This window comes from Paenibacillus sp. DMB20 (genome assembly GCF_000987955.1).
Classification (GTDB): Bacteria; Bacillota; Bacilli; order Paenibacillales; family Paenibacillaceae; genus Paenibacillus_AQ.
Genome location: NZ_LAZU01000031.1, coordinates 77,096 through 99,083, shown reverse-complemented (window position 1 = coordinate 99,083; position 21,988 = coordinate 77,096). Strand labels below are relative to the sequence as shown.

The following is a 21,988-nucleotide window of genomic DNA, read 5'->3' as shown; positions in this document are numbered from 1 at the left end:
ATGGAAGGCGCTCTCTTGCCCCCTCCTTAATCAATTGCCTTATCCATGTTATACCCATATAAGATTCAAGAAAGTATCTTTTTAATAAACATCATGTTTATTAATAATCGTGAAGTCTATTATAATACACTTATAATGCATTGCAATCAACAATTTACCGTTAAATGTCATTTTATGAACATGAAAACGGTAAGTTGTCTAATATTTAAATTTTTACATATGAGGGTGGGTTATGAGATGAAGGGGCCTGCGTTGGACAGAAGAATCATCCGGACCAAAAAAGCGTTAAGAGACGCATTAACGGTGTTAATGAAAGAAAAAACATTCGATGAAATCACGGTCAGCGATTTATCCGTCCGTGCGGATATCAACCGAGGCACGTTTTACTTGCATTATAAGGATAAGTACGATCTGCTGGAGCAGAGCGAGGAGGATATTATTGAAGGCATCAAAAATATCCGCAGCAAAAAGCAACATCTAAAAAGGGAGGACCTCCCGAATTTTGATTACATGAACGAACCGCTTCCCTTCGTCACGGAGTTGTTTGAATATTTGAAGGAGAACGCGGATTTCATGACGGTGATCCTGGGTCCGAAAGGAGATCCGGGTTTTCAAGTGAAGCTGAAGGAAGTGATGCGCAGTTCCATGGCGCAGGGAATTTTGAGCCACCTGAATGAGGACGATCTAATCGTGCCGCTCGGATACCTTTCCGCTTATGCGATATCCGCCCAGCTCGGAGTTATCCAGCATTGGCTGGATACGGGGATGAAAGAGACGCCGGAGGAGGTTTCCCTGATGATGTCCAGGCTTGTTTTTGGCAATCCGTCGACGATGTTCAGGAAGAATTTAAAGCAGGGGAGGATTTAAGCGTATGAACTTATTTGAAACGAATTTTGATGAATACAGGGATCCGGCAGCCTATGATCTGGAGAACGATCCCTATCTGGACGACGTGGAATTTCTTCGGAGGCGGGCGGAAAATCTAACCGGACCGATCATCGATTTATGCTGCGGCACGGGCCGGGCAACCATTCCGCTTGCCGAACAAGGACATGCCGTCATCGGGGTGGACCTGCATGAAGGAATGCTGAGGCGGGCCCGGGATAAGACGGAAGGCCTCGGATTGGCCGTCCGGTGGGAGAAGCAGGACTGCTCGCGGTTCGTGCTTGAAGAAAGGAGCCGGCTAGTCTATATGGTCGGCAATTCCTTTCAGCATTTTTTGACCAACGAATCCCAAACCGATCTGCTTGCTTCGGTAAACCGCCATTTGGAGCCGGGAGGGGAATTTATTTTCGGAACGCGCTTTCCGAATGCGTCGGAGCTCCTTATGCCGCCGGAGGAGGAATATTGGCGCTCCTATACGCTTCCGGAGGGTAACCGGGTGGATGTGTACACCGTTTGCCGGTATGAGGCGTTGACCCAAATACAACACTGCACCACGATCCGGCGGACGAAGGACGGCAGCGGGCGGGTATTGAAAGAGCAAACGTCGGATATATCGCTCCGTTTCTCGTTTCCCCGCGAGCTGGAGCGGTTGTTCGGGGAGACCGGCTTTGAAGTGTTGAATGGCTATGGGGATTGGAAGGAGCGACCTTTAACAACCGATAGTCACAATATGGTGTTTGTTCTGCGGAAAAAATAATGCCGCTGCGAACAAAAGTTACTTTATCACACTCGCTTGACAAAAGTAACTTAATATCGGATGATAATAAAGTAACCTAGAAACTCTTACAAATTGGAGGAAAAACAGATGAAAATCGTTGCTTTGGTCGGCAGCATCCGTAACCATTCATACAGCATGAAACTTGCCCAATACATACAAAAAAAAATATAAAGATCAACTGGATTTGGAAATTCTGAGCATAAAGGATATTCCTTTTTATAACCAGGATAATGAAACGGATGCTCCCGCTTCCGTAAAAGAACTGGTGAGCAAAGTGAAGGAAGCGGACGGCGTATTGTGGGTAACCCCGGAGTATAACTATTCCATTCCCGGCGTCTTGAAAAACGTCATCGATTGGCTCTCCCGCGTTGAGCGCGTGCTTGTAGGCAAGCCATCTTGGATTATGGGAGTATCCATGGGCAATCTGGGATCCGTTCGTGCACAGGAACATTTGCGCGATATCCTGTTCTCGCCTGGCGTTTCTTCCCCTTTGCTTCCAGGCAACGAGGTATATGTAGGCCTGGTTCATGAAAAAATCGATGAAGCAGGCAATCTGAACCATGAGGCCACGGAAATTTTCCTCGATTCGGTTGTGGATAACTTCGTGAAATGGATGAATCAGCAGCAGGCTGTCGGAGCTGCGCGATAATCTACATATTATTTAAAACCGTCCAGAAGCCTCTGGACGGTTTTTTTGCGTGTTCATAAAGCGGGGAGATGATTGGTTTATTGGGGCACTTTTAAAGGAAAGGATAAGAAAGGACGGTCACAGGGTAATAGAGAAGGGAATAGAACGGCGGCCAAGGAAAAAACATGCCGCTGACGGTAAATCCGGCGTTTTGTACATAAGGAGATGAAGATGTGGATATTTCACTTTCGTTGATCGGTTCCATAATCGGCATTAATGTCGTCTATGTATCGATTTTTACGCTTCGATTAATATTGATGATCAAGGGAAGAAGAGGGCTGGCATCATTTCTGGCCATGATCGAGGTATTTGTTTACCTCATGGGGTTGAACCTTGTTTTGCAAAATGTGGATAATCCATGGAATATGGCCGCCTACTGTTTAGGATTCGGCCTCGGAGTGTATATGGGCAGCCGGATTGAGGAATATTTGGCTCTCGGATATCTTGTTGTCCAGGTTATCGTCGATTCTCTTGAGACGGAGCTGCCGGTCAAGCTGCGCGAAAAGGGCTACGGGGTTACTTCGTGGCAGGCTGACGGGAAAGACGGCAAACGTCTGGTGCTTCAGGTGCTTGTAAAACGGAAGAACGAAAAGCGGTTAATGGAAACATTAAAGCGGTTATCCCCGCATGCCTTTATCATTTCCCATGAACCGAAAAACTTTAAGGGCGGTTTCTGGGTCAAATTAACCGAGGGGCGACGAATTTAGTGAACGGAATTATATTTTTCTCCGAATTCGTTTCCTTTATTGTCCGTATTTCGTACAATTGGTAGAGAATATGACAGGAGAGTGAAGCAGTATGGCGCGTACCAAGACGCAGAAAGCCCTCCGGAAAGCGGAGCGTGCAGGAATATGGTGTCAGGCAAGCATGCGGAAAACGAATAAAGATTACGGGGAGCTGTCCCAGCATGTACGGGTAAAACCAAACAAGCAGGAACAATTGCAAAAGGTTAAGCATAAAAAGCGGATCGGAGACGATGGCGCTTTTTTTGTTGGAAATTTTTATAGTACGCTAAAGGAATAGTTGCATGATGGAGGTCTTTATGGCGAAACAAAAATATTATGTCGTGTGGGTCGGGAACCAGCCCGGAATTTATGCAAGCTGGGGCGAATGCCAGCAGCAGGTAAACCACTATCATGGCGCGAAATACAAAGCTTTCGAGTCGCAGGCGGAGGCGGAAAAGGCCTATGCCCAAGGGTGGAAGGGATACTGGGGCCAGCAAACGCGGAGCGGCGGCACCCCGGCAGCATCCCGGACAGCCAAGCGAAATGCTGCTCCCGAGGAGGCGGGCGAAATCGATTATGACAGCATATCGGTTGACGTCGGCACCCGCGGAAACCCCGGTCCCGTTGAATATAAAGGAGTGGACACGCAAACCGGCGATGTTATTTTCTCTTGCGGCCCGATTCAAAAGGGAACAAACAACCTGGGAGAGTTTTTGGCCATCGTCCACGCTTTGGCCTATTTGAAAAAAATAGGAAGTTGCAAAACCGTATACAGTGACTCGGCTAACGCGCTGAAGTGGGTGAAGCAGAAAAAAGGTGGCATCCACGCTGCCGCGCGATGCCTCAACCCGGGAAATCTGGGATCTTGTGGACCGCGCGGAGAGCTGGCTGCGTAATAATACCTACCCGAATAAAGTACTGAAATGGCAGACCAAAAGCTGGGGAGAGATCAAAGCGGATTACGGACGAAAAATAAAAAAGGACGGTGGGCCTGTGAATAGTTCGGAACATGTCCTTGCTTTTCCCCAAGTTATGAACATAACAATGGATTGGCAAGGAGTTTTTGCACATAAACGGCCCGAGTTATACAGAGATTGTGAACAAGTGTGGAAAAACGGAGGATAACTTTCAGTTTAAACCATTCGAATTTAGGGTTATCCCCATAGTTATGCATAGCCTGTGAGAAAAAAAACGCTTCGTGAATTTGCAATAAAAAACGGGGAGCCCGAATAACCAAGGCTCCCCGTTTTTTAAGATATAAGAAAAGCTTCGGAGACGCGGCTTCCTTATATCGCAAGAAAAACTTCCGCTAAATGCGGTCTGTCTTCTGAGAAAGTACATCGATAGACGTTTTTCTTATCCCTATCGATATTTAACCGGGAACCTTGTATAATAGACCCAATTCTTAAATGATAAAGAAGGGTTTATAGATGGATAACGAAAAACAGCGCTTAAGCATAGAAGCGGCAAGGCTTTATTACATGTCGGATTTCAGTCAGCAGGATATCGCGGCAAGACTCGGCGTCTCCCGCCCAACCGTTTCCCGGCTCCTTCATCATGCCAAGGAACAAGGATACGTGCGGATCAGCATCGTTGATCCGTTAGAGGACTTGGATGCGCTCGGCGAGCAGGTCAAACAGCGCTACAATCTCGATCAGGTTCTGGTATCTTACAGTCCCTTGAATGAATATCGGGAAATCCAGAAGCATATCAGCAGGGCGGCTGCGGAATATTTGCACCAAATCGTTCAGGATGCGGACATTATCGGCGTAACCTGGGGTACGACGATGCATGCCGTTGCGCTCCAGCTTCAGCAGAAACCGGTAAAAGGGGTGGAGGTCGTCCAGTTGAAAGGCGGCGTCAGCCACTCGCATGTTAACACCTATGCGGCGGAAACCGTTAATCTGTTTGCAGGCGCTTACCATACGATCGCGAGATATCTTCCCCTTCCGGTTATTTTCGACAGCATTGAGCTGAAAAAAAATGGTGGAGGAGGACCGCCACATCCAGCGGATCATCCAGCTTGGCAAGCAGGCGAATATCGCCGTTTTTACGGTGGGAACGGTCAAGGAGGATGCGCTGCTGTTCAGGCTGGGCTATTTTAGCGAGAGTGAACAAAAGCTTCTGCAAAGCACCGGGGCGGGCGACATTTGCTCCCGTTTTTTTGACGCTCAAGGGAATATATGCAGCGAAGAAATCAACAACCGGACCATCGGGATCGAATTGGAGGATCTCCGGCGCAAGGATAAATCGATTCTGGTCGCCGGCGGCCAGCGGAAGACGGATGCGATCAGGGCGGCTTTGATCGGCAGATATGCCAATATTTTGGTAACCGATCAATATACGGCACAAGCTTTGCTGAATTGATAATTATAAAACCGCTTTAACAATTTGCTTTTAGGCATCGCTATGGGAAGAGGGGAGCATATCCCGCATTCTCTTTATGTGATGTCTTTTTTTCATTAAGGTTAATTTCAGGTTCCTGATCAGGATTGAAAATGCGGGTTTATTTCCTTCGTCTGTTTAAGGTGCGGCAGATCGGGTATAGACGAATATAACGGGCTTTTGCCTCAGCCAATTTATACCTGAATGGGCCTTAAACATGAGGCGTAAAATGATAAATGTCATTGCGAAAAACAACTGTGAACATAATTTCATTATATGTTTTACATATGTTCAGAGCTGTGGTATGATGGTCTCGTTAAGCCGGTAGAGCGGCTTGAAAACGTTTGTAACAACCAATGAACAAGGAGTGGTATTGGGATGAATATAGCCGGAATGATCGATCATACGCTTCTGAAGGCAAACGCTTTGAAAGAGGAACTCACGAAGCTGACGGAAGAAGCGAAGAAATATGAGTTTGCTTCCGTTTGCGTTAACCCGACTTGGGTAAAATACGCTGCAGGGCAGCTTGCAGGAACAAACGTTAAAGTATGTACCGTAATCGGTTTTCCGCTCGGGGCTTCCACATCCGCCGTTAAGGCTTTCGAAACGAAAGATGCGATTGCAAACGGGGCAACCGAGGTAGATATGGTTATTAATATCGGCGCTCTGAAGGACAAGCAGAATGATCTGGTATTAAGCGATATTAAGGCTGTTGTCGAAGCTGCCGGCGAAAAAGCGCTCGTTAAAGTAATTATCGAAACCTGCCTGCTGACGGATGAAGAAAAGGTACGGGCATGCGAGCTCGCTGTTCAAGCCGGTGCGGATTTCGTAAAAACTTCCACAGGCTTTTCCACAGGCGGCGCAACGCCCGAAGATGTCGCGTTGATGCGCAAAACGGTTGGCGATAAAGCCGGCGTAAAAGCATCCGGAGGCGTTCGCAGCCTGGAAGACATGAATGCCATGATTGAGGCTGGGGCAAACCGCATCGGCGCAAGCTCAGGCGTTAAAATTATGGAAGGCGGCCAGTCCGAGTCATCATATTAATCACCCCTGCCGGTGAAGGAGGAGTCACTTATGAAAGAAGATTTGGTTCGAGAAGCATTGGAGGCCCGAAAACAGGCCTACGTTCCATACTCCGGGTTTCAGGTCGGAGCAGCCATCCGAACCGGCGGGAAGGTATACCGGGGATGCAATGTCGAGAATGCATCCTACGGTCTTACCAACTGCGCGGAACGGACAGCCGTGTTTAAGGCGGTATCGGAAGGTCACCGCAAAATCGAAGCCATCGCGGTCGTGGCGGATACGGAAGGACCGGTTTCCCCTTGCGGAGCCTGCCGTCAGGTATTAGCCGAATTTTGCGACAGCGACACCAAAATTTACTTGAGCAACCTCCATGGAAATACCGAGGAATGGACGATGGCCCAACTGCTCCCGGGAGCCTTTTCAGCGAAGGATTTGGATAAGTGATCCTATTCCTTCTCGAATGCATCCAACTCCTGGCCTTTAGGCTCGGATTGCAGCGCCCATCTCTTTTTTTTAGCGGTTTGTAAGCGCTTAATGAAAAATTGCCGGAATAGCCAACAACATAGAATTTCATACTTAAACTTTGGGGGACCGACAATCATGAAATATTTAATTGCCATCTTGGGCGTCCTTGTCGTTTTTGGAATGGCTTTTCTGGTCAGCAACGATAAAAAGAATATCCGTTATCGCCCGCTGGCGGTAATGATCGTTTTGCAGCTCATTCTGGGTTTTATACTTCTGAACACCAATGTTGGCGAATATCTGGTCAAAGGGGTTGCGAAAACGTTTGAATCCCTCCTTGATTACGCCGGTGCCGGCATAGAGTTTGTATTCGGCGGAATCGCCAACGAAGGAGCAGGGCCGTTCTTCCTGAATGTGCTTCTCCCGATCGTGTTCATTTCGGCACTGATCGGTATTTTGCAATACATTAAGGTATTGCCGATCATTGTGAAGTATATCGGTATCGTCTTGAGTAAAGTCAACGGGATGGGTAAACTGGAATCCTACAATGCCGTGGCTTCGGCGATCCTTGGCCAGTCCGAGGTATTCATCTCGGTTAAAAAGCAGATTGCCCTGCTTCCGAGACACCGGATGTATACGCTGTGCGCGTCCGCCATGTCTACCGTATCCATGTCCATCGTGGGGGCTTACATGAGGATGATTGAGCCTAGATATGTCGTAACCGCGCTGGTGCTCAACCTGTTTGGCGGTTTTATTATCTCTTCGATCGTCAATCCTTATGAAGTGCCGAAGGAAGAAGACATTCTTGAAGTTCAGGAGGAAGAAAAGCAGTCTTTCTTCGAAATGCTCGGAGAATACATTATGGACGGCTTTAAGGTTGCGATTACGGTAGCGGCCATGCTGCTCGGTTTTGTCGCATTGATTGCTTTGATCAACGGTATTTTCGACGGCATTTTCGGCATCTCGTTCCAGGAGATTCTCGGATACATTTTCGCTCCGTTTGCGTTCGTGATGGGCGTGCCTTGGAAAGAGGCTGTCGATGCCGGCAGCATCATGGCAACGAAGCTGGTCTCCAACGAGTTTGTGGCCATGCTCGCCCTTGGGAATTTCACGAATCTTTCGGCTCGTACGATCGGCATTGTGTCCGTATTCCTTGTATCTTTTGCGAACTTCTCCTCGATCGGCATCATTGCCGGCGCGGTGAAAGGCTTGAACGAAAAGCAGGGGAACGTGGTGGCGCGCTTCGGACTGAAACTGCTCTACGGCGCTACTTTGGTCAGCGTTCTGTCCGCAACGATTGCAGGCTTGTTCCTGTAGTGCGAAAATATATACTCAGAGGAAAACGCAGCCTGCTATCGAAAGAAAAACAGTTAAAAGCGGCCTGCCTTCTTTGAGAGTACGTCGATAGACGTAAATAGTAAATCAGAAACGGGGGAACAAGGGATGGAACAGTTTAAACGTATTCACCTGATCGTGCTCGACTCGGTAGGCATTGGGGAGGCGCCCGATGCGGCAGCCTTCGACGATGTCGGATCCGATACGCTTGGACATATCGCCCGTGAGTGCGGCGGCTTGCATATGCCGAATATGGCGGCGCTCGGTTTGTCCAACATCCGCGAGATTCAGGGGGTGCCGAAGGCCGATAAGCCCCGTGCATATTTTACCAAGATGCAGGAGGCTTCCAACGGCAAAGATACGATGACCGGCCACTGGGAAATCATGGGGCTGTATATCGACACTCCGTTCCGCGTGTTTCCGGACGGTTTTCCGGATGAGCTGATCACCCGCATTGAAGAAAAAAACCGGCCGCAAGGTGATTGGCAACAAGCCGGCCAGCGGCACGGAGATCATCGCGGAGCTCGGCGAAGAGCATATGAAGACCGGAGCCCTCATCGTGTATACCTCCGCAGATTCGGTTCTGCAGATTGCGGCGCATGAAGAGGTCATTCCGCTGAAAGAGCTTTATGAAATCTGCGAATTCTGCCGCGAAATCACCCTTGAGGATCCTTACATGCTGGGCCGCATCATTGCACGTCCGTTCGTGGGGAGCCCGGGCGAATTCAAACGGACGGCGAACCGTCATGATTATGCGCTCAAGCCGTTTGGCCGGACAACGATGAATGAGTTGAAGGATGCGGGATTCGACGTGATCGCACTCGGCAAAATTTCGGACATTTACGATGGCGAAGGGATAACGGAAGCGGTCAGAACGGTATCCAACATGGACGGCATGGATAAATTGTCGGCAACGATGGACAAGGATTTCAAAGGCCTCAGCTTCGTTAACCTTGTCGACTTTGACGCCGTGTACGGACACCGCCGGGATCCGAAGGGATACGGCCAGGCGCTGGAGGAATATGATGCTCGTCTGCCGGAGGTGTTCGGCAAGATGACTTCCGATGATCTATTGATCATCACGGCCGACCACGGCAACGACCCTACGTATAAAGGGACCGACCATACCCGTGAATTCGTGCCGCTGCTTGTATATTCCCCTCGCTTCAAGGAAGCCAAGGAGCTTCCGCTTCGCAAGACTTTTGCGGATATCGGGGCTACGGTGGCCGAGAACTTTGGGGTAACGATGCCTGAGCACGGCACCAGCTTTTTGGGGGATTTAAAATAAATCGCATACGGAGGAATGGAACATGAGTACACACATTGGGGCTAAACCGGGAGATATTGCGGAATCCATCCTGCTCCCTGGCGATCCGCTTCGCGCGAAGTTTATTGCCGAAACGTATTTGGAGAATGTAACCTGCTATAACGAAGTGCGCGGCATGCTCGGGTTTACCGGGACTTACAAAGGCAAGCGCGTATCCGTGCAGGGATCGGGCATGGGCGTGCCGTCCATCGGCATTTACGTCAACGAGCTGATTTCCGAGTACGGCGTGAAAAACCTGTTCCGGGTCGGTACCTGCGGTGCCATGCAGAAACATGTGCATGTTCGTGACGTGATTTTGGCCCAAGCGGCCTGCACGGATTCCGGGATGAACCGCCACCATTTCCAAGGATACGACTTCTCGCCGATCGCCAGCTTCCCGCTGTTGAAGGCAGCTTACGAGCGCGGCGTGGAGAAAGGCCTGAACCTGCATGTGGGCAATGTTTTCACGTCCGACGTGTTCTACCGCGAAGATAAAAGCGCCGTGCAAAAGCTGATGGATCACGGCGTGCTGGGCGTGGAAATGGAGACCACGGCTCTGTATACGATCGCAGCAAGAAAAGGCGTCAACGCCTTGACGATTTTAACGGTAAGCGACCATTTGCTGACGGGCGAAGAAACGACCGCGGAAGAGCGTCAAACGACGTTCAACGAGATGATGGAAGTGGCTTTGGATACGGCGACCTCCCTGTAAATTAATGAACCTGACGACTATGCGCGATACCCCATGAGACAGACATAAATAAAGCATGAACAGTGAGGAGAATGTACGATGAGAATGGTTGACTTGATTGCGAAAAAGCGCGACGGCAAGGAACTGACCACGGAAGAGATCAACTTCATGATCAGCGGTTATACCAAAGGCGACATTCCGGATTACCAGGTCAGCGCGATGGCCATGGCCATTTTCTTCAAGGATATGACCGACCGCGAACGGGCCGATTTGACCATGGCCATGGTGAATTCCGGTGAGACGATCGATCTGTCCGCCATCGAGGGCATTAAGGTCGACAAGCACTCCACCGGCGGCGTAGGGGATACGACTACGCTTGTCCTGGCTCCGCTTGTAGCCGCACTGGATATACCGGTGGCCAAAATGTCCGGACGGGGTCTGGGACATACCGGCGGAACCATCGATAAGCTGGAGTCGATCGAAGGCTTCCATGTGGAAATCAGCAAGGACGAGTTCGTGAATCTCGTAAACAAGCATAAAATCGCCGTCATCGGCCAGACCGGAAACCTTACGCCTGCCGACAAGAAGCTCTACGCTTTGCGCGACGTCACCGCAACCGTGGATTCGATCCCGCTGATTGCAAGCTCCATCATGAGCAAGAAGATTGCGGCAGGATCCGACGCCATCGTGCTCGACGTTAAAACCGGCGCAGGCGCATTTATGAAGACCGTCGAGGACGCAAAGGAACTGGCCCATGCCATGGTCAGCATCGGCAACAACGTCGGCCGCAAAACGATGGCCGTGATTTCCGACATGAGCCAGCCGCTCGGCGTGGCGATCGGCAACTCCTTGGAGGTTCAGGAGGCGATCGATACGCTTCGCGGCGAAGGACCGAAGGACTTGGAAGAGCTGTGTCTTGCCCTCGGCAGACAAATGGTGTTCCTGGCAAACAAAGCGGATTCGCTGGAGGATGCCGAAGAGAAGCTGAGAGAGGTTATGCGTAACGGCAAGGCGCTCGAGAAATTCAAGGAATTCATCGCGAACCAGGGCGGAGATCCATCCGTTGTGGACCATCCCGAAAAGCTCCCTCAAGCGAAGTTTAAAAATCGAGCTTCCCGCCATGGAAGACGGCGTGGTTGCCGAGCTGGTGGCCGACGAAATCGGCACGGCGGCGATGTTGCTGGGCGCGGGACGCGCGACGAAGGAATCCGAAATTGATCTCGCGGTCGGCCTGATGCTGAACAAGAAGATCGGCGACACCGTGAAAAAGGGCGATTCCCTCGTAACGATCCACGCAAACCGCGAAAATGTGGATGACGTCAAGGATAAGCTGTACGCAAGCATTCGCATTTCGGATCATGCCGATGCGCCTGTGCTTGTCCATGATATCGTAACCGAATAACCCGAAATCAAACAGCGGACCGTACCCTGCGTAAATGGGTACGGTTTTTTACCGTCATATCCTTTTATTTACGGTCATATAGTGCTAATGGGGAAAGTAAGGCTGATTCATGGGAAAGAGAGGCCGCCGGGCAAGAGCCATCCTTGAAGCAAAGGGGGGCGGGCGGCATGACGATCGATCAGCTGATTGCTTTGCTGGCACTTATCGTTATGATCATCGGGCTTGTGATGAACAAGGGGAAATCCTAAAGGCAGGTCCGGAAAGGGGCGGCAGCGCCCCTCTTTTTGTCGTTGTGCAAGGAATAGGGAAAGCCTGAACTCTACTATCATGTTGCTAGATTCCTTCTAAAGTCATATACTGGGATTACAATGTTCTCTACACTTCATCAATATCCGGGAGGAATTTATGCTTTATGTAGGCGCGTTTGTCATATCCATGCTGCTTGTTCTTTTGCTTATTCCGCCGTTTCGAAAACTTGCCATAAACATTGACTTCGTGGATAAGCCCCGGCCCGACAGTGAGCGAAAGATTCACAGGGAACCGATTCCGCTTACCGCAGGCATCGCCATATTCATCGGCTTTTTTTGTTACATATTTTGCGTTTACCGGAACGATCAACCGCGAGACCGTTGGAATATTCGTCGGCAGCATTTTGATTTTGACCATCGGCCTGGTGGACGATTGGTATAAGACGCGCGGCAAAGAGCTGGCCTCCTTGCCGAAACTGATTGTCCAGGTGTCGGCCGCCGTTGTCGTATTCAGCTCCGGCATTGCTTTTGAAGGTTTCAACAATCCGTTTACCGGTCAATATATCAACCTGCCGGAATGGCTGCAGCTGGTGCTGACGATTTTTTGGATTTTCGGCGTGACGACAGTCATTAATTTTTCGGACGGGATCGACGGTTTGGCCGGCGGGCTCTCGGCGATCTCCGGCGGAACGCTGTTTGTCGTTGCCCTGACGCTCGGACGGGGGGAGTCGGCTTTGCTGGCCGTTATCCTTGTCGGTGCCGCACTCGGTTATTTGCGGTATAACAAACCCCCGGCGAGGGTGTTTATGGGGGATGCGGGAGCGACGTTCCTCGGTTTCATTCTGGGCATTATCGCGCTCGACGGAGCTTTTAAAGGGGCGACTCTGGCTTCGCTGTTCGTGCCGATCTTTGCGCTGGGCGTGCCGATTTTCGACAATATTATTGTCGTCATCCGCAGGCTTCTCCAATCGAAGCCGATTTATCAGGCAGATGCTTCGCAGGCCCATTACCGCTTGCTGGCTACCGGGTTGAACCAGAAGCAGACGCTTGTGTTTCTGTGTTTGCTGAATTTGTGTTTCGGACTCACTGCGATTATTTTGGCTATGAATGGTTCAGGGGTTTAACCGGATAAGGCTTTTTTAACCAGGCTGCTCAAATAAGAGCAGCCTGGTTTTTTGATTCGCCAGGCATTGAGCTATCTCCAGGTTTAAGTCCTCAACGGTATAGGCGGGGGAATCCTATGCAGCGTTTCAAAACAAATGAAGTGATCAAAGAAGGACTGCCTCTGGTCAAAGACCTTAAGGAAGTCCTTCTTTCGGATAACATGGCTGTTTTAGATAGAGGTACCCGACTTTTGGGAAAGGGCCTGTTCGATAAGCACGCCGGGATTTTTCTTCCACTGCTTCACCAACCCTTTGTCGTGGTCAAACAGGATATACGGATATTGCCGAAGCAGGTATTCGATAGCCTGTTTAACTTCTTGCTTGCTCGCCAATTCTACGGGATAGGTTTTTTTCAAGGTAGTATGTACGCTGATGTAGCTTCTTTTGCCGACCGGTATGCCGTTCACGATCACGCGCTCGGTTCCTTCATAAATCCAAATGATGGCGTTCAAAGGAATAATGGCCGGATGAAGTTTGGTGGTTGTGTTAACGAGCCATGAACGGGTGATGAATAATCCGCCAATGGTAAATGCAACCCCGTCCCGGAGTTCGTCCTCTACGGCATTTTTTACATCTTCATAGTCACCATACATGGCGAGCGTGCGTCCAAGCTTGCTTTTGCTTGGAAAGAGAAGATAGAATAACCTGCTAAGGGTGATGAAGAGGGCTACGACCATGAATAGTTGGGCAATGAGCCCTGGAATGAGTTGGGAGGAGGTATTCGTTTGGATGCCGTACGGAACGATCAATCCGGACATCTCTTGGCTGCTCAATGGCGGACGGTCTACATGTGCGGATACCGTCAGCGTAGATGGTCTTAGGTCCGTAACAAATCCGGTAAACGTATGCGGTTCCGAACCTTTATATTGGGCAAAGAAATCCAAAGGCACCTCAACGACGACATACTGGCGATCCCCGAAGGAAGCCAAGGCATAAGCTGATTTGGCTGGACCGGAATGTTGAAGCTCCTCTGCAGCAACGCTTCCCCGTTCAAACAGCTTGAGCTTCGTATCATATACCTCTTTTGCCGTAAACGTGACCATGCGCGTTCGCTTATTCCGATGGTTCTTTTCCAGATCTTCGATGGTATGAACGGGCTCCTTCACGCCAAGCCATCCAAGTTCCGTACCCATGATTTCGACGGCAGGGTCCAACGCGCCGATTGCCACAACAACACAAACCAGGAGCGACAACAAAAACTTGCTTGCATTTTCCTTAAAAATGATTCGGCTTATCTTCAAAGCATTCATATGTATGATCTACCTCTCGAACATGAAATAATTAGGTCGTTTCGAACTGCTGCCCTCCTTATCGGTTGGTATATACATATTTTTCGTCCAAAATATATATATTTTAACTCTTATCGACCAAAACCCCTATGAATTTGATATCTTTCTAGTCCTTGAAATATAAAAATATAGATGCTTGATAAGCCCGAGTCACGATGGCACTAAAAAAAACAGGCATTAGCGGCAGCATACTGGCAGCCTCTAATGCCTGTTTCGTGTTTAGGATTCCGGTGTCACGGCCTTGTGGACAAACCCGCCGCTGCCTTCGAGCAGCCTCGCGGCTTCCTCGGCGCTGACATCGGCCAGCAGCATGACGATAGCCGTTTTAACATGGGCGTTTGCTTCGGCATAGGCCCTTTCGACGGCATGGTCGGGAGCACCCGTTGCAAGGGAGATGATCCGTTTGGCGCGAAACACGAGTTTATGGTTGGACGGGTTGAGGTCCACCATAAGATTTTGATACACTTTGCCGATCCTGATCATCGCGGTCGTGGTGAGCATATTAAGAATCAGTTTTTGGGCGGTTCCGGCTTTCATGCGGGTAGAGCCCATAACGACTTCCGGGCCGACCTCCGCTTCAATGACCAGATCTCCGTGCTGATGCATCAGGGAACCGGTATTGTTGCACAGGCCAATGACGACGGCACCGTGTTCACGGGCCCGTTTCATGGCTCCGAGCACGTAAGGAGTTCGTCCGCTTGCCGCGATGCCGACCACCACATCCTTATCGGTAATGCCGTGCTTATCGATGTCTTCCGCTCCCAATTCCTCGCTGTCCTCCGCGCCTTCTATCGGTTCTTTGACGGCCCTGAACCCTCCCGCGATGATCCCCTGAACCATGGAAGGATCGGTTCCGTACGTTGGAGGACATTCCGAAGCGTCCAGGATGCCGATTCGTCCGCTGGTTCCGGCACCGACGTAAAAGAGTCTGCCGCCGGCGCGAAAGGCATCGACGATATAATCGGCAGCCTTGGCTATAACGGGAATAATATTACGGATTTTATCCGTAATGGAGCTATCCTCGTCATTAATTAAATACATGATCTGTTCCGAATTCAATTGATCAATGTTACGGGTATATTCATTCGGTTGTTCTGTTGTCAACTGACTGAGCAAGTTCATTCCAATCGTCTCCTTCTGTGCATGGATAATAGGAGCGAAAAGCCTGCGCAAGGGTTGCCGATCAGGTACAGGCTGTATCCGAATAACGTTTCTTTGCCAGAAGCGACGCCCCGTGGGCCGGAGTATAATCATGCTTTGCCTCAGGGAAAGAGAGTCGGGGGAACCGGTTCGCCAACGCTTCACGGAACGTCTCCAGAAATACGCCGGAATGCTTGAAGATCGAGCCGGTGCATACGACATCGGTCTCTTCCAATTCAGGATGTCTCCGAATCAGCGCGGACGCGGTTTCGGCAATCTCTATAGCCTGCTCCCGCAGGATTCCGAGCGCCGCAGGATCGCCGTCCTTGGCGGCCTCGATGCAGAAACGGGCAAAGGAGGCGATTTCGCTTTTTCCGATGGCAGGACGATAGACGTAGGCCTTCAGATCCGTCATTTCTTTAAATCCGTAAGCATTCATGATTCGCTCAGACATGATTGTGGGAGGCAGGATGCCTTCATGGCTCTTGATGATAGACTTCAGGCTGAGAAGCGCGATCTGGTAGCCGCTGCCTTCGTCGCCGAGAATATGGCCCCAGCCGCCGGCCCGGTAACGTTCGCCGCTCCTCGTGATCCCGTAAGTGTTGGATCCCGTGCCGGAGATGACCAGAATTCCGTGTTCCTGCTCCAAAGAGGCCATTAACGATATTTCCGCCTCGGTCGTGAGCGTCAGCGGAAAAGGAATCTCGCGCTCCTTCTGATAGGAACGTAGAAAAGAGATCACGTTCTCCTGTTCGGCTTCCGAGCTGATTCCCGACATGCCGAAGCATGCCCCGCTGCATGACGTCTCGGACAGGCAGAGCGGCTCCAGCAGAGAATCAAGCACGCGCGCCAATTCCTTCATCGCTCCGTCAAAAGTGACGACATACGGGTTGGTGGAGCTGCCCGTATAACGCGACAATACATTGCCTTGGCTGTCTATTGCGGCGGCTTCCGTTTTCGTGCCGCCTCCGTCAACACCTATAAAAAATGTTCATAGTTATCACTCCATTTACCCTTTTAGTATAGGGGAATTGCATAACATTGTAAAATAAAATTTTAATAATTCTATAATTTGTTGAAATAATATTTCAGAAATCCTATAATAAACTCTATCGGGAGTTGTAAGCGATATCATTTTGTTGTCGCTCTTTTTATAAAGGCAAATGCGGTCTGTCTACTGAGAAAGTACGTCGATAGATGTTATTCTTATACGATGATTGCAAAATTAGGGGGGACGGATTCATGCTGCTGGGGTGGGACAAAAAAATCGGCGTCCATCGTGATCGGACTGATGTCGGGGACCTCGCTGGACGGCATTGACGCCGCGGTGGTCCGAATTACGGGTAGCGGATTGAATTCGCGCGTTGAGCTGCTCCATTACGAAAGCACGCCTTATGATTCGACGCTGAGGGAGAAGTTGAAAGAACTTTGCAGCATGGAGCATTCAAACAGTGCAGGAGTATGTGCCATGAATGCTTATTTGGGAACGAAATTTGCAGAGGCGGCATTGAGGGCTGCGGAGGGAGCCCGACTGGAGATGCATGAGGTGGATCTCATCAGCTCCCATGGCCAGACCGTTTGGCATATTCCCGAGCATGACCCGGAAGACTCTTATACCGTCCCATCCACCCTGCAAATCGGGGATTTGTCCGTTATCGCCAAGCATGCGGGAAAATGCGTGGTGGGTGATTTCAGACCGGCGGACATGGCGGTCGGCGGCCAAGGTGCGCCGCTTGTTCCCTACGGAGATATCATATTATTCCGCCACGGGGAAAAGGGAAGGCTGCTTCAGAACATCGGCGGGATCGGAAACTGCACGGCCATCCCCGCAGGAGGAGAAGCTTCGGACATTTTGGCGTTCGATACCGGTCCGGGGAACATGATCATGGATGAAGTGGCGCTTATCTTATCCGACGGCCGTGTGACCTATGATAATGGAGGGCAATGGGCCGCGCAGGGAAAAGCGGATCTGGCGCTGGTGGTCGAGATGATGTCCCACCCGTATTTCCGGATGCCGCCCCCGAAATCTACGGGCAGGGAGCTGTTCGGAAAATCGTATGCCGCGGAATTTCTGAACGCGGCCAGAGCCAAAAATCTTGCCGATGCCGATATTATGGCCACGGCTACGGCTTTTACGGCTCATTCGATCGCGGACAGCTACCGTCATTTCGTGTTTCCGGACTACCGCATAGACGAAGTCATCGTTTCCGGGGGAGGGGCCCATAACCGTGAGCTGCTTCGAATGCTGGCAGAGCTGCTTCCGGATCGGAAGGTCATAACGTCGGGTGAGCTCGGTTTTCATGACGATGCGAAGGAAGCGGTCATTTTTGCCCTGCTCGGGAACGATTTTATGCACGGGATTCCGAATAATGTTCCGGCTGCGACAGGCGCGCGGCGTTCAACGGTGATGGGAAAGCTGGCTTTACCGTAACCGGGGAATCAAAACTTCGTAAGCGGATACAAAAATGGGATTATGACATGTATTGCTGGGGTTTCTCCATGTTTTTCGCAGAGTTTAGCGGTTATAGTTAATTCAAGCTTTAGGCGAGAAACCATAGGAGGGAATCATTCATGTCCAAAATTACGTTTATGGGCGCGGGAAGCACCGTTTTCGCCAAAAACGTCCTCGGTGACGTCATGTCTACGCCTGCGCTGCAGGGCTTTGAACTCGCATTGTTCGATATTGATCCGGAGCGTCTTCGGGATTCGGAGCGCCTGTTGAACAGCATTAAGGCGACCATCGGAAGCACATGCGTGATCAAATCGTATTCCGACCGGAAAGAGGCGCTCAGAGGAGCCAAATATGTCATCAATGCCATTCAAGTGGGCGGCTATGATCCGTGTACGATTACGGATTTTGAAATCCCGAAAAAATACGGCCTGCGGCAGACGATAGCGGATACCATCGGCATCGGCGGCATTTTCCGCAATTTGCGCACCATTCCCGTCATGCTGGATTTTGCGCGCGATATCCAGGAAGTATGCCCGGATGCCTGGTTCTTGAATTACACGAACCCGATGGCGGTGCTGACCAATGTCATGAATACGGCAGGCGGGGTCAAAACGGTAGGGCTGTGCCACAGCGTCCAGGTGTGCGTACCCAGCCTGTTCGGATCGCTTGAAATGGATACGGCCGGCGTAGAGTCCAAGATTGCGGGCATCAACCATATGGCCTGGCTGCTTGAGGTCAAGAAGGACGGGATCGACCTATATCCGGAAATCAAGCGCCGCGCGGCGGAAAAGCAAAAGGAAAAGCATCATGACATGGTGCGTTTCGAGCTCATGCTGCGATTCGGTTATTATGTAACCGAGTCTTCGGAGCATAACGCCGAATACCATCCGTATTTCATCAAGCGCAGCTATCCCGAGCTGATCGAGAAGTACAACATTCCGCTGGATGAGTATCCGCGCCGGTGCGTCAATCAGATTAACGGTTGGAAGCAAATGCGGGAGAAGCTGTTCGAAAGCCAGAGCATCGAGCACAACCGATCCAATGAATATGCCTCTTATATTATGGAGGCCATGGAAACCAACGTACCGTTCAAAATCGGCGGCAACGTCATGAATACCGGTCTGATAACCAACCTGCCGAAAGAGGCATGCGTGGAAGTGCCTTGCCTTGTCGATGCGTCCGGCGTAACCCCGACCTACGTGGGAGATTTGCCGCCGCAGCTGGCGGCGCTGAATCGCACTAACATCAATACCCAGCTCCTTACGATCGAAGCTGCCCTGACCGGCAAAAAGGAGCATATCTACCATGCGGCCATGCTGGACCCGCATACGTCCGCCGAACTGTCCCTGGATGACATTACGGCGCTGTGCGACGACCTGATTGAGGCGCACGGCAGCTGGCTGCCGGCGTTTAAATAAGATATCGAAGGCATCATAGCAACAGCCCTTCTATCCGCACGCTTGCGGATAGGAGGGCTGTTTTATTTTTGGCCACGTCGAAATCTGTTATGTCGATATTTGGGAAACGATGAAGAAATTCAGCCTATTCGTGTCCCGTGCTTCTCGGAGTATTCAAAATATTAAGCATACATGCGCTAAACCCTCAGGATTAAGGGACAGAGGGAGCGTTAATAATAAGTTTATCTAAGCATTAGAGGCGGTGAATGACAGTATGAAATTCGATTTGGGGCGCTGTCTCCTTCACGAACGGCTGGACGAGGCCGGAATGACGGCTGCGGAGCTTTCCCGCAAGCTGAAGTATAAGCCCGAGCGTGTGTCCGACTACATCGAAAATAAAAAGAGTGATGCCTCTGAAGGTCGCTCTGTCCATTGGGGATACGGTCGGCTGCCGGGTGGAGGAACTCTATGAAATGATCCCTGAAGAGCTCGACCGCAGTACCGGGTATAACCATAAACAAGGCGGGGAATTATTTTAAGAAAAAGGGTGCGCCGACTGAGAAGTTTTTTTTAAATACCCGGCTTATTGTGGTTGCCGTCATACAGGAGTAGAATAATATTATTAGAGGCATTATTATTTTTCCCTTACAACGACGGTGTATACGAGGTTAAGCCGTAGGAAGGAACCAGCCTTACGGGCCGAAATGAACGGGAGGCCTTTCGCCGCCTGTCCAATGATATCGGCCGTTAAGGCTTTTTGGGCGTTTATAAGAATTTTTTCTCAAAGGGAGTGCTTGGATGATCATCATCAAAACGGAAGAACAAATTGCGAAAATGAAAAAAGCGGGTGAGCTTCTTGCAGAATGCCACCGGCAAATTGCCGGAATGATTAAACCTGGCGTCACGACGATGGAGATTGACCGGTTCGTGGAAAAATTTTTGGAGGAACACGGCGCTTCCCCGGAGCAAAAAGGGTATAACGGGTATCCCTATGCCACCTGCGCTTCGGTCAATGATGTGATCTGCCATGGGTTTCCGAACGAAACCCCTCTGAAAAACGGGGATATCGTGACGATTGATATGGTTGTCAGACTTGACGGTTGGCTTGCGGACTCCGCATGGTCGTATGCGGTAGGAGATATTTCGGACGAAGCCCGTCATCTGCTGGATGTAACGAAAAAATCGCTTTATCTCGGTATCGAACAGGCGGTGGTCGGCAACCGGATCGGCGATATTTCCCATGCCATCCAGAAGTACGCCGAATCCGAAAACCTGTCTGTCGTCCGCCATTTCGTCGGTCATGCCATCGGCGAGGAAATGCATGAGGAGCCGCAGGTGCCGCATTACGGACCGCCGCATCGCGGACCGCGCCTGAAAGAAGGGATGGTTATCACGATTGAACCGATGCTGAACATCGGAACCTACGCCTGCAAGATCGACGATGACGGTTGGACCGCCCGGACCAAGGACGGAAAATGGTCGGCCCAATATGAGCATACCATTGCCATCACGAAGGACGGTCCGCTTATTCTTACGGAGCAGGATCCCCGGTAGATTTTTTTTCTATGGATTTCGAAGGTTAAATTTTTTAATATATAAGAAGTATAGACCTCATTTGGCAGGAAGGGATAGGGGATCATCATGACGATCAAGAAAGCATTGACGATTGCCGGGTCCGACACAAGCGGCGGCGCCGGCATTCAAGCGGACCTAAAGACTTTTCAAGAGCTTGACGTATACGGCATGACGGCATTGACGACCATTGTTTGCATGGAGCCCGGTACCTGGAATCATCAGGTATTTCCGGTCGCGCTTGAAATTGTGGAAACCCAGCTGAAGACCGTTATCGAAGGGATCGGAATGGATGCCATGAAAACGGGCATGCTCGGGTCCGTTGAAATTATTGAACTTGTTTCCCAATATATCGACCGCTATAACCTGAAGCGGGTTGTCATAGACCCGGTCATGGTATGCAAAGGCACCGATGAAGTACTGCAGCCGGAAAATACCGAAGCGATGATCGAGTTTCTGCTGCCTCGAGCCGATTTGGTTACGCCGAACCTGTTTGAAGCCTCCCAGCTTGCGAGAACAGGCCCGATCAAGACGCCGGAAGAGATGCAGGAGGCCGCGGCAATCATTCACGGCAAGGGCGCGAAAAAACGTCCTGATCAAGGACAGGGGCAGAATACAGGAAGGAAAGGCGATGGACTTGCTGTTTGACGGCAAAACATTTGAATGGTTTGAGGCGGATTCGGTTCCGACCCAATTCACGCACGGGGCCGGCTGCACGTCCTCCGCTGCCGTAACGGCCGGTTTGGCGAAAGGTTTCACGGTCCGCGAGTCGGTACAGCAGGCTAAACAATTCATTACGCAGGCCATAGCAAACGGATTCCGGCTGAACGATTTTGTCGGTCCTACGCGTCATTCCGCGCATCGGGCGAACCTGTAGCCTGAAACCTCTGGAAAATGAAAAACAAACTCCACAAAAGCCTTTCTGTATTGAAAGGCTTTTTTTACTTTTAATCAAAGAAATGCATGAGTTTTAAGCGAAGCTGAAATATTCTTTTATCCATAGAAAAACACAAAAACTAAATAAGGCTTGCCATCGTTTAAAGTACG

Annotated in this window: 15 protein-coding genes and 7 pseudogenes; 19 read left to right on the top strand and 3 right to left on the bottom strand. The window is 50.4% G+C overall.

From position 1 onward, the window contains the following. Positions 1-237 precede the first annotated feature (237 nt). From XI25_RS15455 to XI25_RS15390, 14 genes and pseudogenes are all read left to right on the top strand, one after another. Positions 238-867 carry a TetR/AcrR family transcriptional regulator gene (locus XI25_RS15455; RefSeq protein WP_046679371.1) on the top strand — a complete coding sequence of 210 codons (630 nt, stop codon included), beginning with the start codon at positions 238-240 and terminating at the stop codon, positions 865-867. Between the two features lie 4 nt (positions 868-871). Continuing rightward, complete coding sequence (locus tag XI25_RS15450) at positions 872-1,642, top strand: class I SAM-dependent methyltransferase (protein ID WP_046679370.1); 771 nt, start codon at positions 872-874, stop codon at positions 1,640-1,642. Positions 1,643-1,750: 108 nt separating this feature from the next. After that, positions 1,751-2,312, top strand: a pseudogene (locus tag XI25_RS15445) (NADPH-dependent FMN reductase). A 212-nt stretch (positions 2,313-2,524) separates the two neighbouring features. Then, entirely contained in the window at positions 2,525-3,058 is a 534-nt protein-coding gene (locus tag XI25_RS15440; RefSeq protein ID WP_442950399.1) for a DUF2179 domain-containing protein, read from the top strand. Between the two features lie 91 nt (positions 3,059-3,149). Further along, positions 3,150-3,374: a hypothetical protein gene (locus XI25_RS15435; protein WP_046679369.1), complete on the top strand. Its 225-nt coding sequence runs from the start codon at positions 3,150-3,152 to the stop codon at positions 3,372-3,374. Between the two features lie 19 nt (positions 3,375-3,393). Beyond that, a pseudogene (gene rnhA, locus XI25_RS15430) lies at positions 3,394-4,048 on the top strand (ribonuclease H); the annotation flags it as partial. Between the two features lie 458 nt (positions 4,049-4,506). Continuing rightward, a pseudogene (locus XI25_RS15425) lies at positions 4,507-5,443 on the top strand (sugar-binding transcriptional regulator). Between the two features lie 396 nt (positions 5,444-5,839). Further along, positions 5,840-6,505, top strand: a complete 666-nt coding sequence (gene deoC / locus XI25_RS15420; protein ID WP_046679368.1) for a deoxyribose-phosphate aldolase — start codon at positions 5,840-5,842, stop codon at positions 6,503-6,505. Between the two features lie 30 nt (positions 6,506-6,535). Further along, positions 6,536-6,928, top strand: coding sequence for a cytidine deaminase (locus tag XI25_RS15415; protein ID WP_046679367.1), 393 nt, complete (start codon positions 6,536-6,538; stop codon positions 6,926-6,928). 156 nt (positions 6,929-7,084) lie between these two features. Beyond that, a complete protein-coding gene (locus XI25_RS15410; protein ID WP_046679366.1) occupies positions 7,085-8,263 on the top strand; it encodes a NupC/NupG family nucleoside CNT transporter in 1,179 nt (392 codons plus the stop codon). A gap of 126 nt (positions 8,264-8,389) precedes the next feature. Continuing rightward, positions 8,390-9,569: pseudogene (gene deoB / locus XI25_RS15405) on the top strand (phosphopentomutase). A gap of 22 nt (positions 9,570-9,591) precedes the next feature. Next, complete coding sequence (deoD, locus tag XI25_RS15400) at positions 9,592-10,299, top strand: purine-nucleoside phosphorylase (protein WP_046679365.1); 708 nt, start codon at positions 9,592-9,594, stop codon at positions 10,297-10,299. A 78-nt stretch (positions 10,300-10,377) separates the two neighbouring features. Then, positions 10,378-11,680, top strand: a pseudogene (locus XI25_RS15395) (pyrimidine-nucleoside phosphorylase). 405 nt (positions 11,681-12,085) lie between these two features. Beyond that, a pseudogene (locus XI25_RS15390) lies at positions 12,086-13,052 on the top strand (MraY family glycosyltransferase). Between the two features lie 209 nt (positions 13,053-13,261). Here XI25_RS15390 and XI25_RS15385 read toward each other — a convergent pair. The 3 genes from XI25_RS15385 to XI25_RS15375 form a co-directional block, all read right to left on the bottom strand. Next, the gene (locus XI25_RS15385; RefSeq protein ID WP_046679364.1) at positions 13,262-14,341 is read right to left on the bottom strand and encodes a DUF6709 family protein; all 1,080 of its coding nucleotides are present in this window, start codon (positions 14,339-14,341) and stop codon (positions 13,262-13,264) included. A gap of 258 nt (positions 14,342-14,599) precedes the next feature. Beyond that, positions 14,600-15,502 carry an N-acetylmuramic acid 6-phosphate etherase gene (gene murQ, locus XI25_RS15380; protein ID WP_046679363.1) on the bottom strand — a complete coding sequence of 301 codons (903 nt, stop codon included), beginning with the start codon at positions 15,500-15,502 and terminating at the stop codon, positions 14,600-14,602. A gap of 61 nt (positions 15,503-15,563) precedes the next feature. Next, entirely contained in the window at positions 15,564-16,502 is a 939-nt protein-coding gene (locus tag XI25_RS15375; protein WP_046679362.1) for a BadF/BadG/BcrA/BcrD ATPase family protein, read from the bottom strand. Between the two features lie 231 nt (positions 16,503-16,733). Here XI25_RS15375 and XI25_RS15370 point away from each other — a divergent pair, with 231 nt between their 5' ends. From XI25_RS15370 to pdxK, 5 genes and pseudogenes are all read left to right on the top strand, one after another. Next, positions 16,734-17,951 carry an anhydro-N-acetylmuramic acid kinase gene (locus XI25_RS15370; protein WP_082112382.1) on the top strand — a complete coding sequence of 406 codons (1,218 nt, stop codon included), beginning with the start codon at positions 16,734-16,736 and terminating at the stop codon, positions 17,949-17,951. A 140-nt stretch (positions 17,952-18,091) separates the two neighbouring features. Continuing rightward, positions 18,092-19,390 (top strand): alpha-glucosidase/alpha-galactosidase, encoded by a 1,299-nt coding sequence (locus XI25_RS15365; protein WP_046679361.1) that lies wholly within the window; start codon positions 18,092-18,094, stop codon positions 19,388-19,390. 253 nt (positions 19,391-19,643) lie between these two features. Beyond that, entirely contained in the window at positions 19,644-19,841 is a 198-nt protein-coding gene (locus tag XI25_RS15360) for a hypothetical protein (protein WP_327204791.1), read from the top strand. Positions 19,842-20,167: 326 nt separating this feature from the next. Next, a complete protein-coding gene (gene map / locus XI25_RS15355) occupies positions 20,168-20,923 on the top strand; it encodes a type I methionyl aminopeptidase (RefSeq protein ID WP_046679360.1) in 756 nt (251 codons plus the stop codon). Between the two features lie 87 nt (positions 20,924-21,010). After that, positions 21,011-21,818: pseudogene (gene pdxK / locus XI25_RS15350) on the top strand (pyridoxine/pyridoxal/pyridoxamine kinase). Positions 21,819-21,988: the final 170 nt, after the last annotated feature.

Excerpts from the sequence above, each read along its gene's own strand:
- XI25_RS15455 (WP_046679371.1), top strand. The coding sequence starts at position 238 with ATGAAGGGGCCTGCGTTGGACAGAAGAATCATCCGGACCAAAAAAGCG.
- XI25_RS15450 (WP_046679370.1), top strand. The coding sequence starts at position 872 with ATGAACTTATTTGAAACGAATTTTGATGAATACAGGGATCCGGCAGCC.
- XI25_RS15435 (WP_046679369.1), top strand. The coding sequence starts at position 3,150 with ATGGCGCGTACCAAGACGCAGAAAGCCCTCCGGAAAGCGGAGCGTGCA.
- deoC (WP_046679368.1), top strand. The coding sequence starts at position 5,840 with ATGAATATAGCCGGAATGATCGATCATACGCTTCTGAAGGCAAACGCT.
- XI25_RS15415 (WP_046679367.1), top strand. The coding sequence starts at position 6,536 with ATGAAAGAAGATTTGGTTCGAGAAGCATTGGAGGCCCGAAAACAGGCC.
- XI25_RS15410 (WP_046679366.1), top strand. The coding sequence starts at position 7,085 with ATGAAATATTTAATTGCCATCTTGGGCGTCCTTGTCGTTTTTGGAATG.
- deoD (WP_046679365.1), top strand. The coding sequence starts at position 9,592 with ATGAGTACACACATTGGGGCTAAACCGGGAGATATTGCGGAATCCATC.
- XI25_RS15385 (WP_046679364.1), bottom strand. The coding sequence starts at position 14,341 with ATGAATGCTTTGAAGATAAGCCGAATCATTTTTAAGGAAAATGCAAGC.
- murQ (WP_046679363.1), bottom strand. The coding sequence starts at position 15,502 with ATGAACTTGCTCAGTCAGTTGACAACAGAACAACCGAATGAATATACC.
- XI25_RS15370 (WP_082112382.1), top strand. The coding sequence starts at position 16,734 with ATGATTGCAAAATTAGGGGGGACGGATTCATGCTGCTGGGGTGGGACA.
- XI25_RS15365 (WP_046679361.1), top strand. The coding sequence starts at position 18,092 with ATGTCCAAAATTACGTTTATGGGCGCGGGAAGCACCGTTTTCGCCAAA.
- XI25_RS15360 (WP_327204791.1), top strand. The coding sequence starts at position 19,644 with ATGAAATTCGATTTGGGGCGCTGTCTCCTTCACGAACGGCTGGACGAG.
- map (WP_046679360.1), top strand. The coding sequence starts at position 20,168 with ATGATCATCATCAAAACGGAAGAACAAATTGCGAAAATGAAAAAAGCG.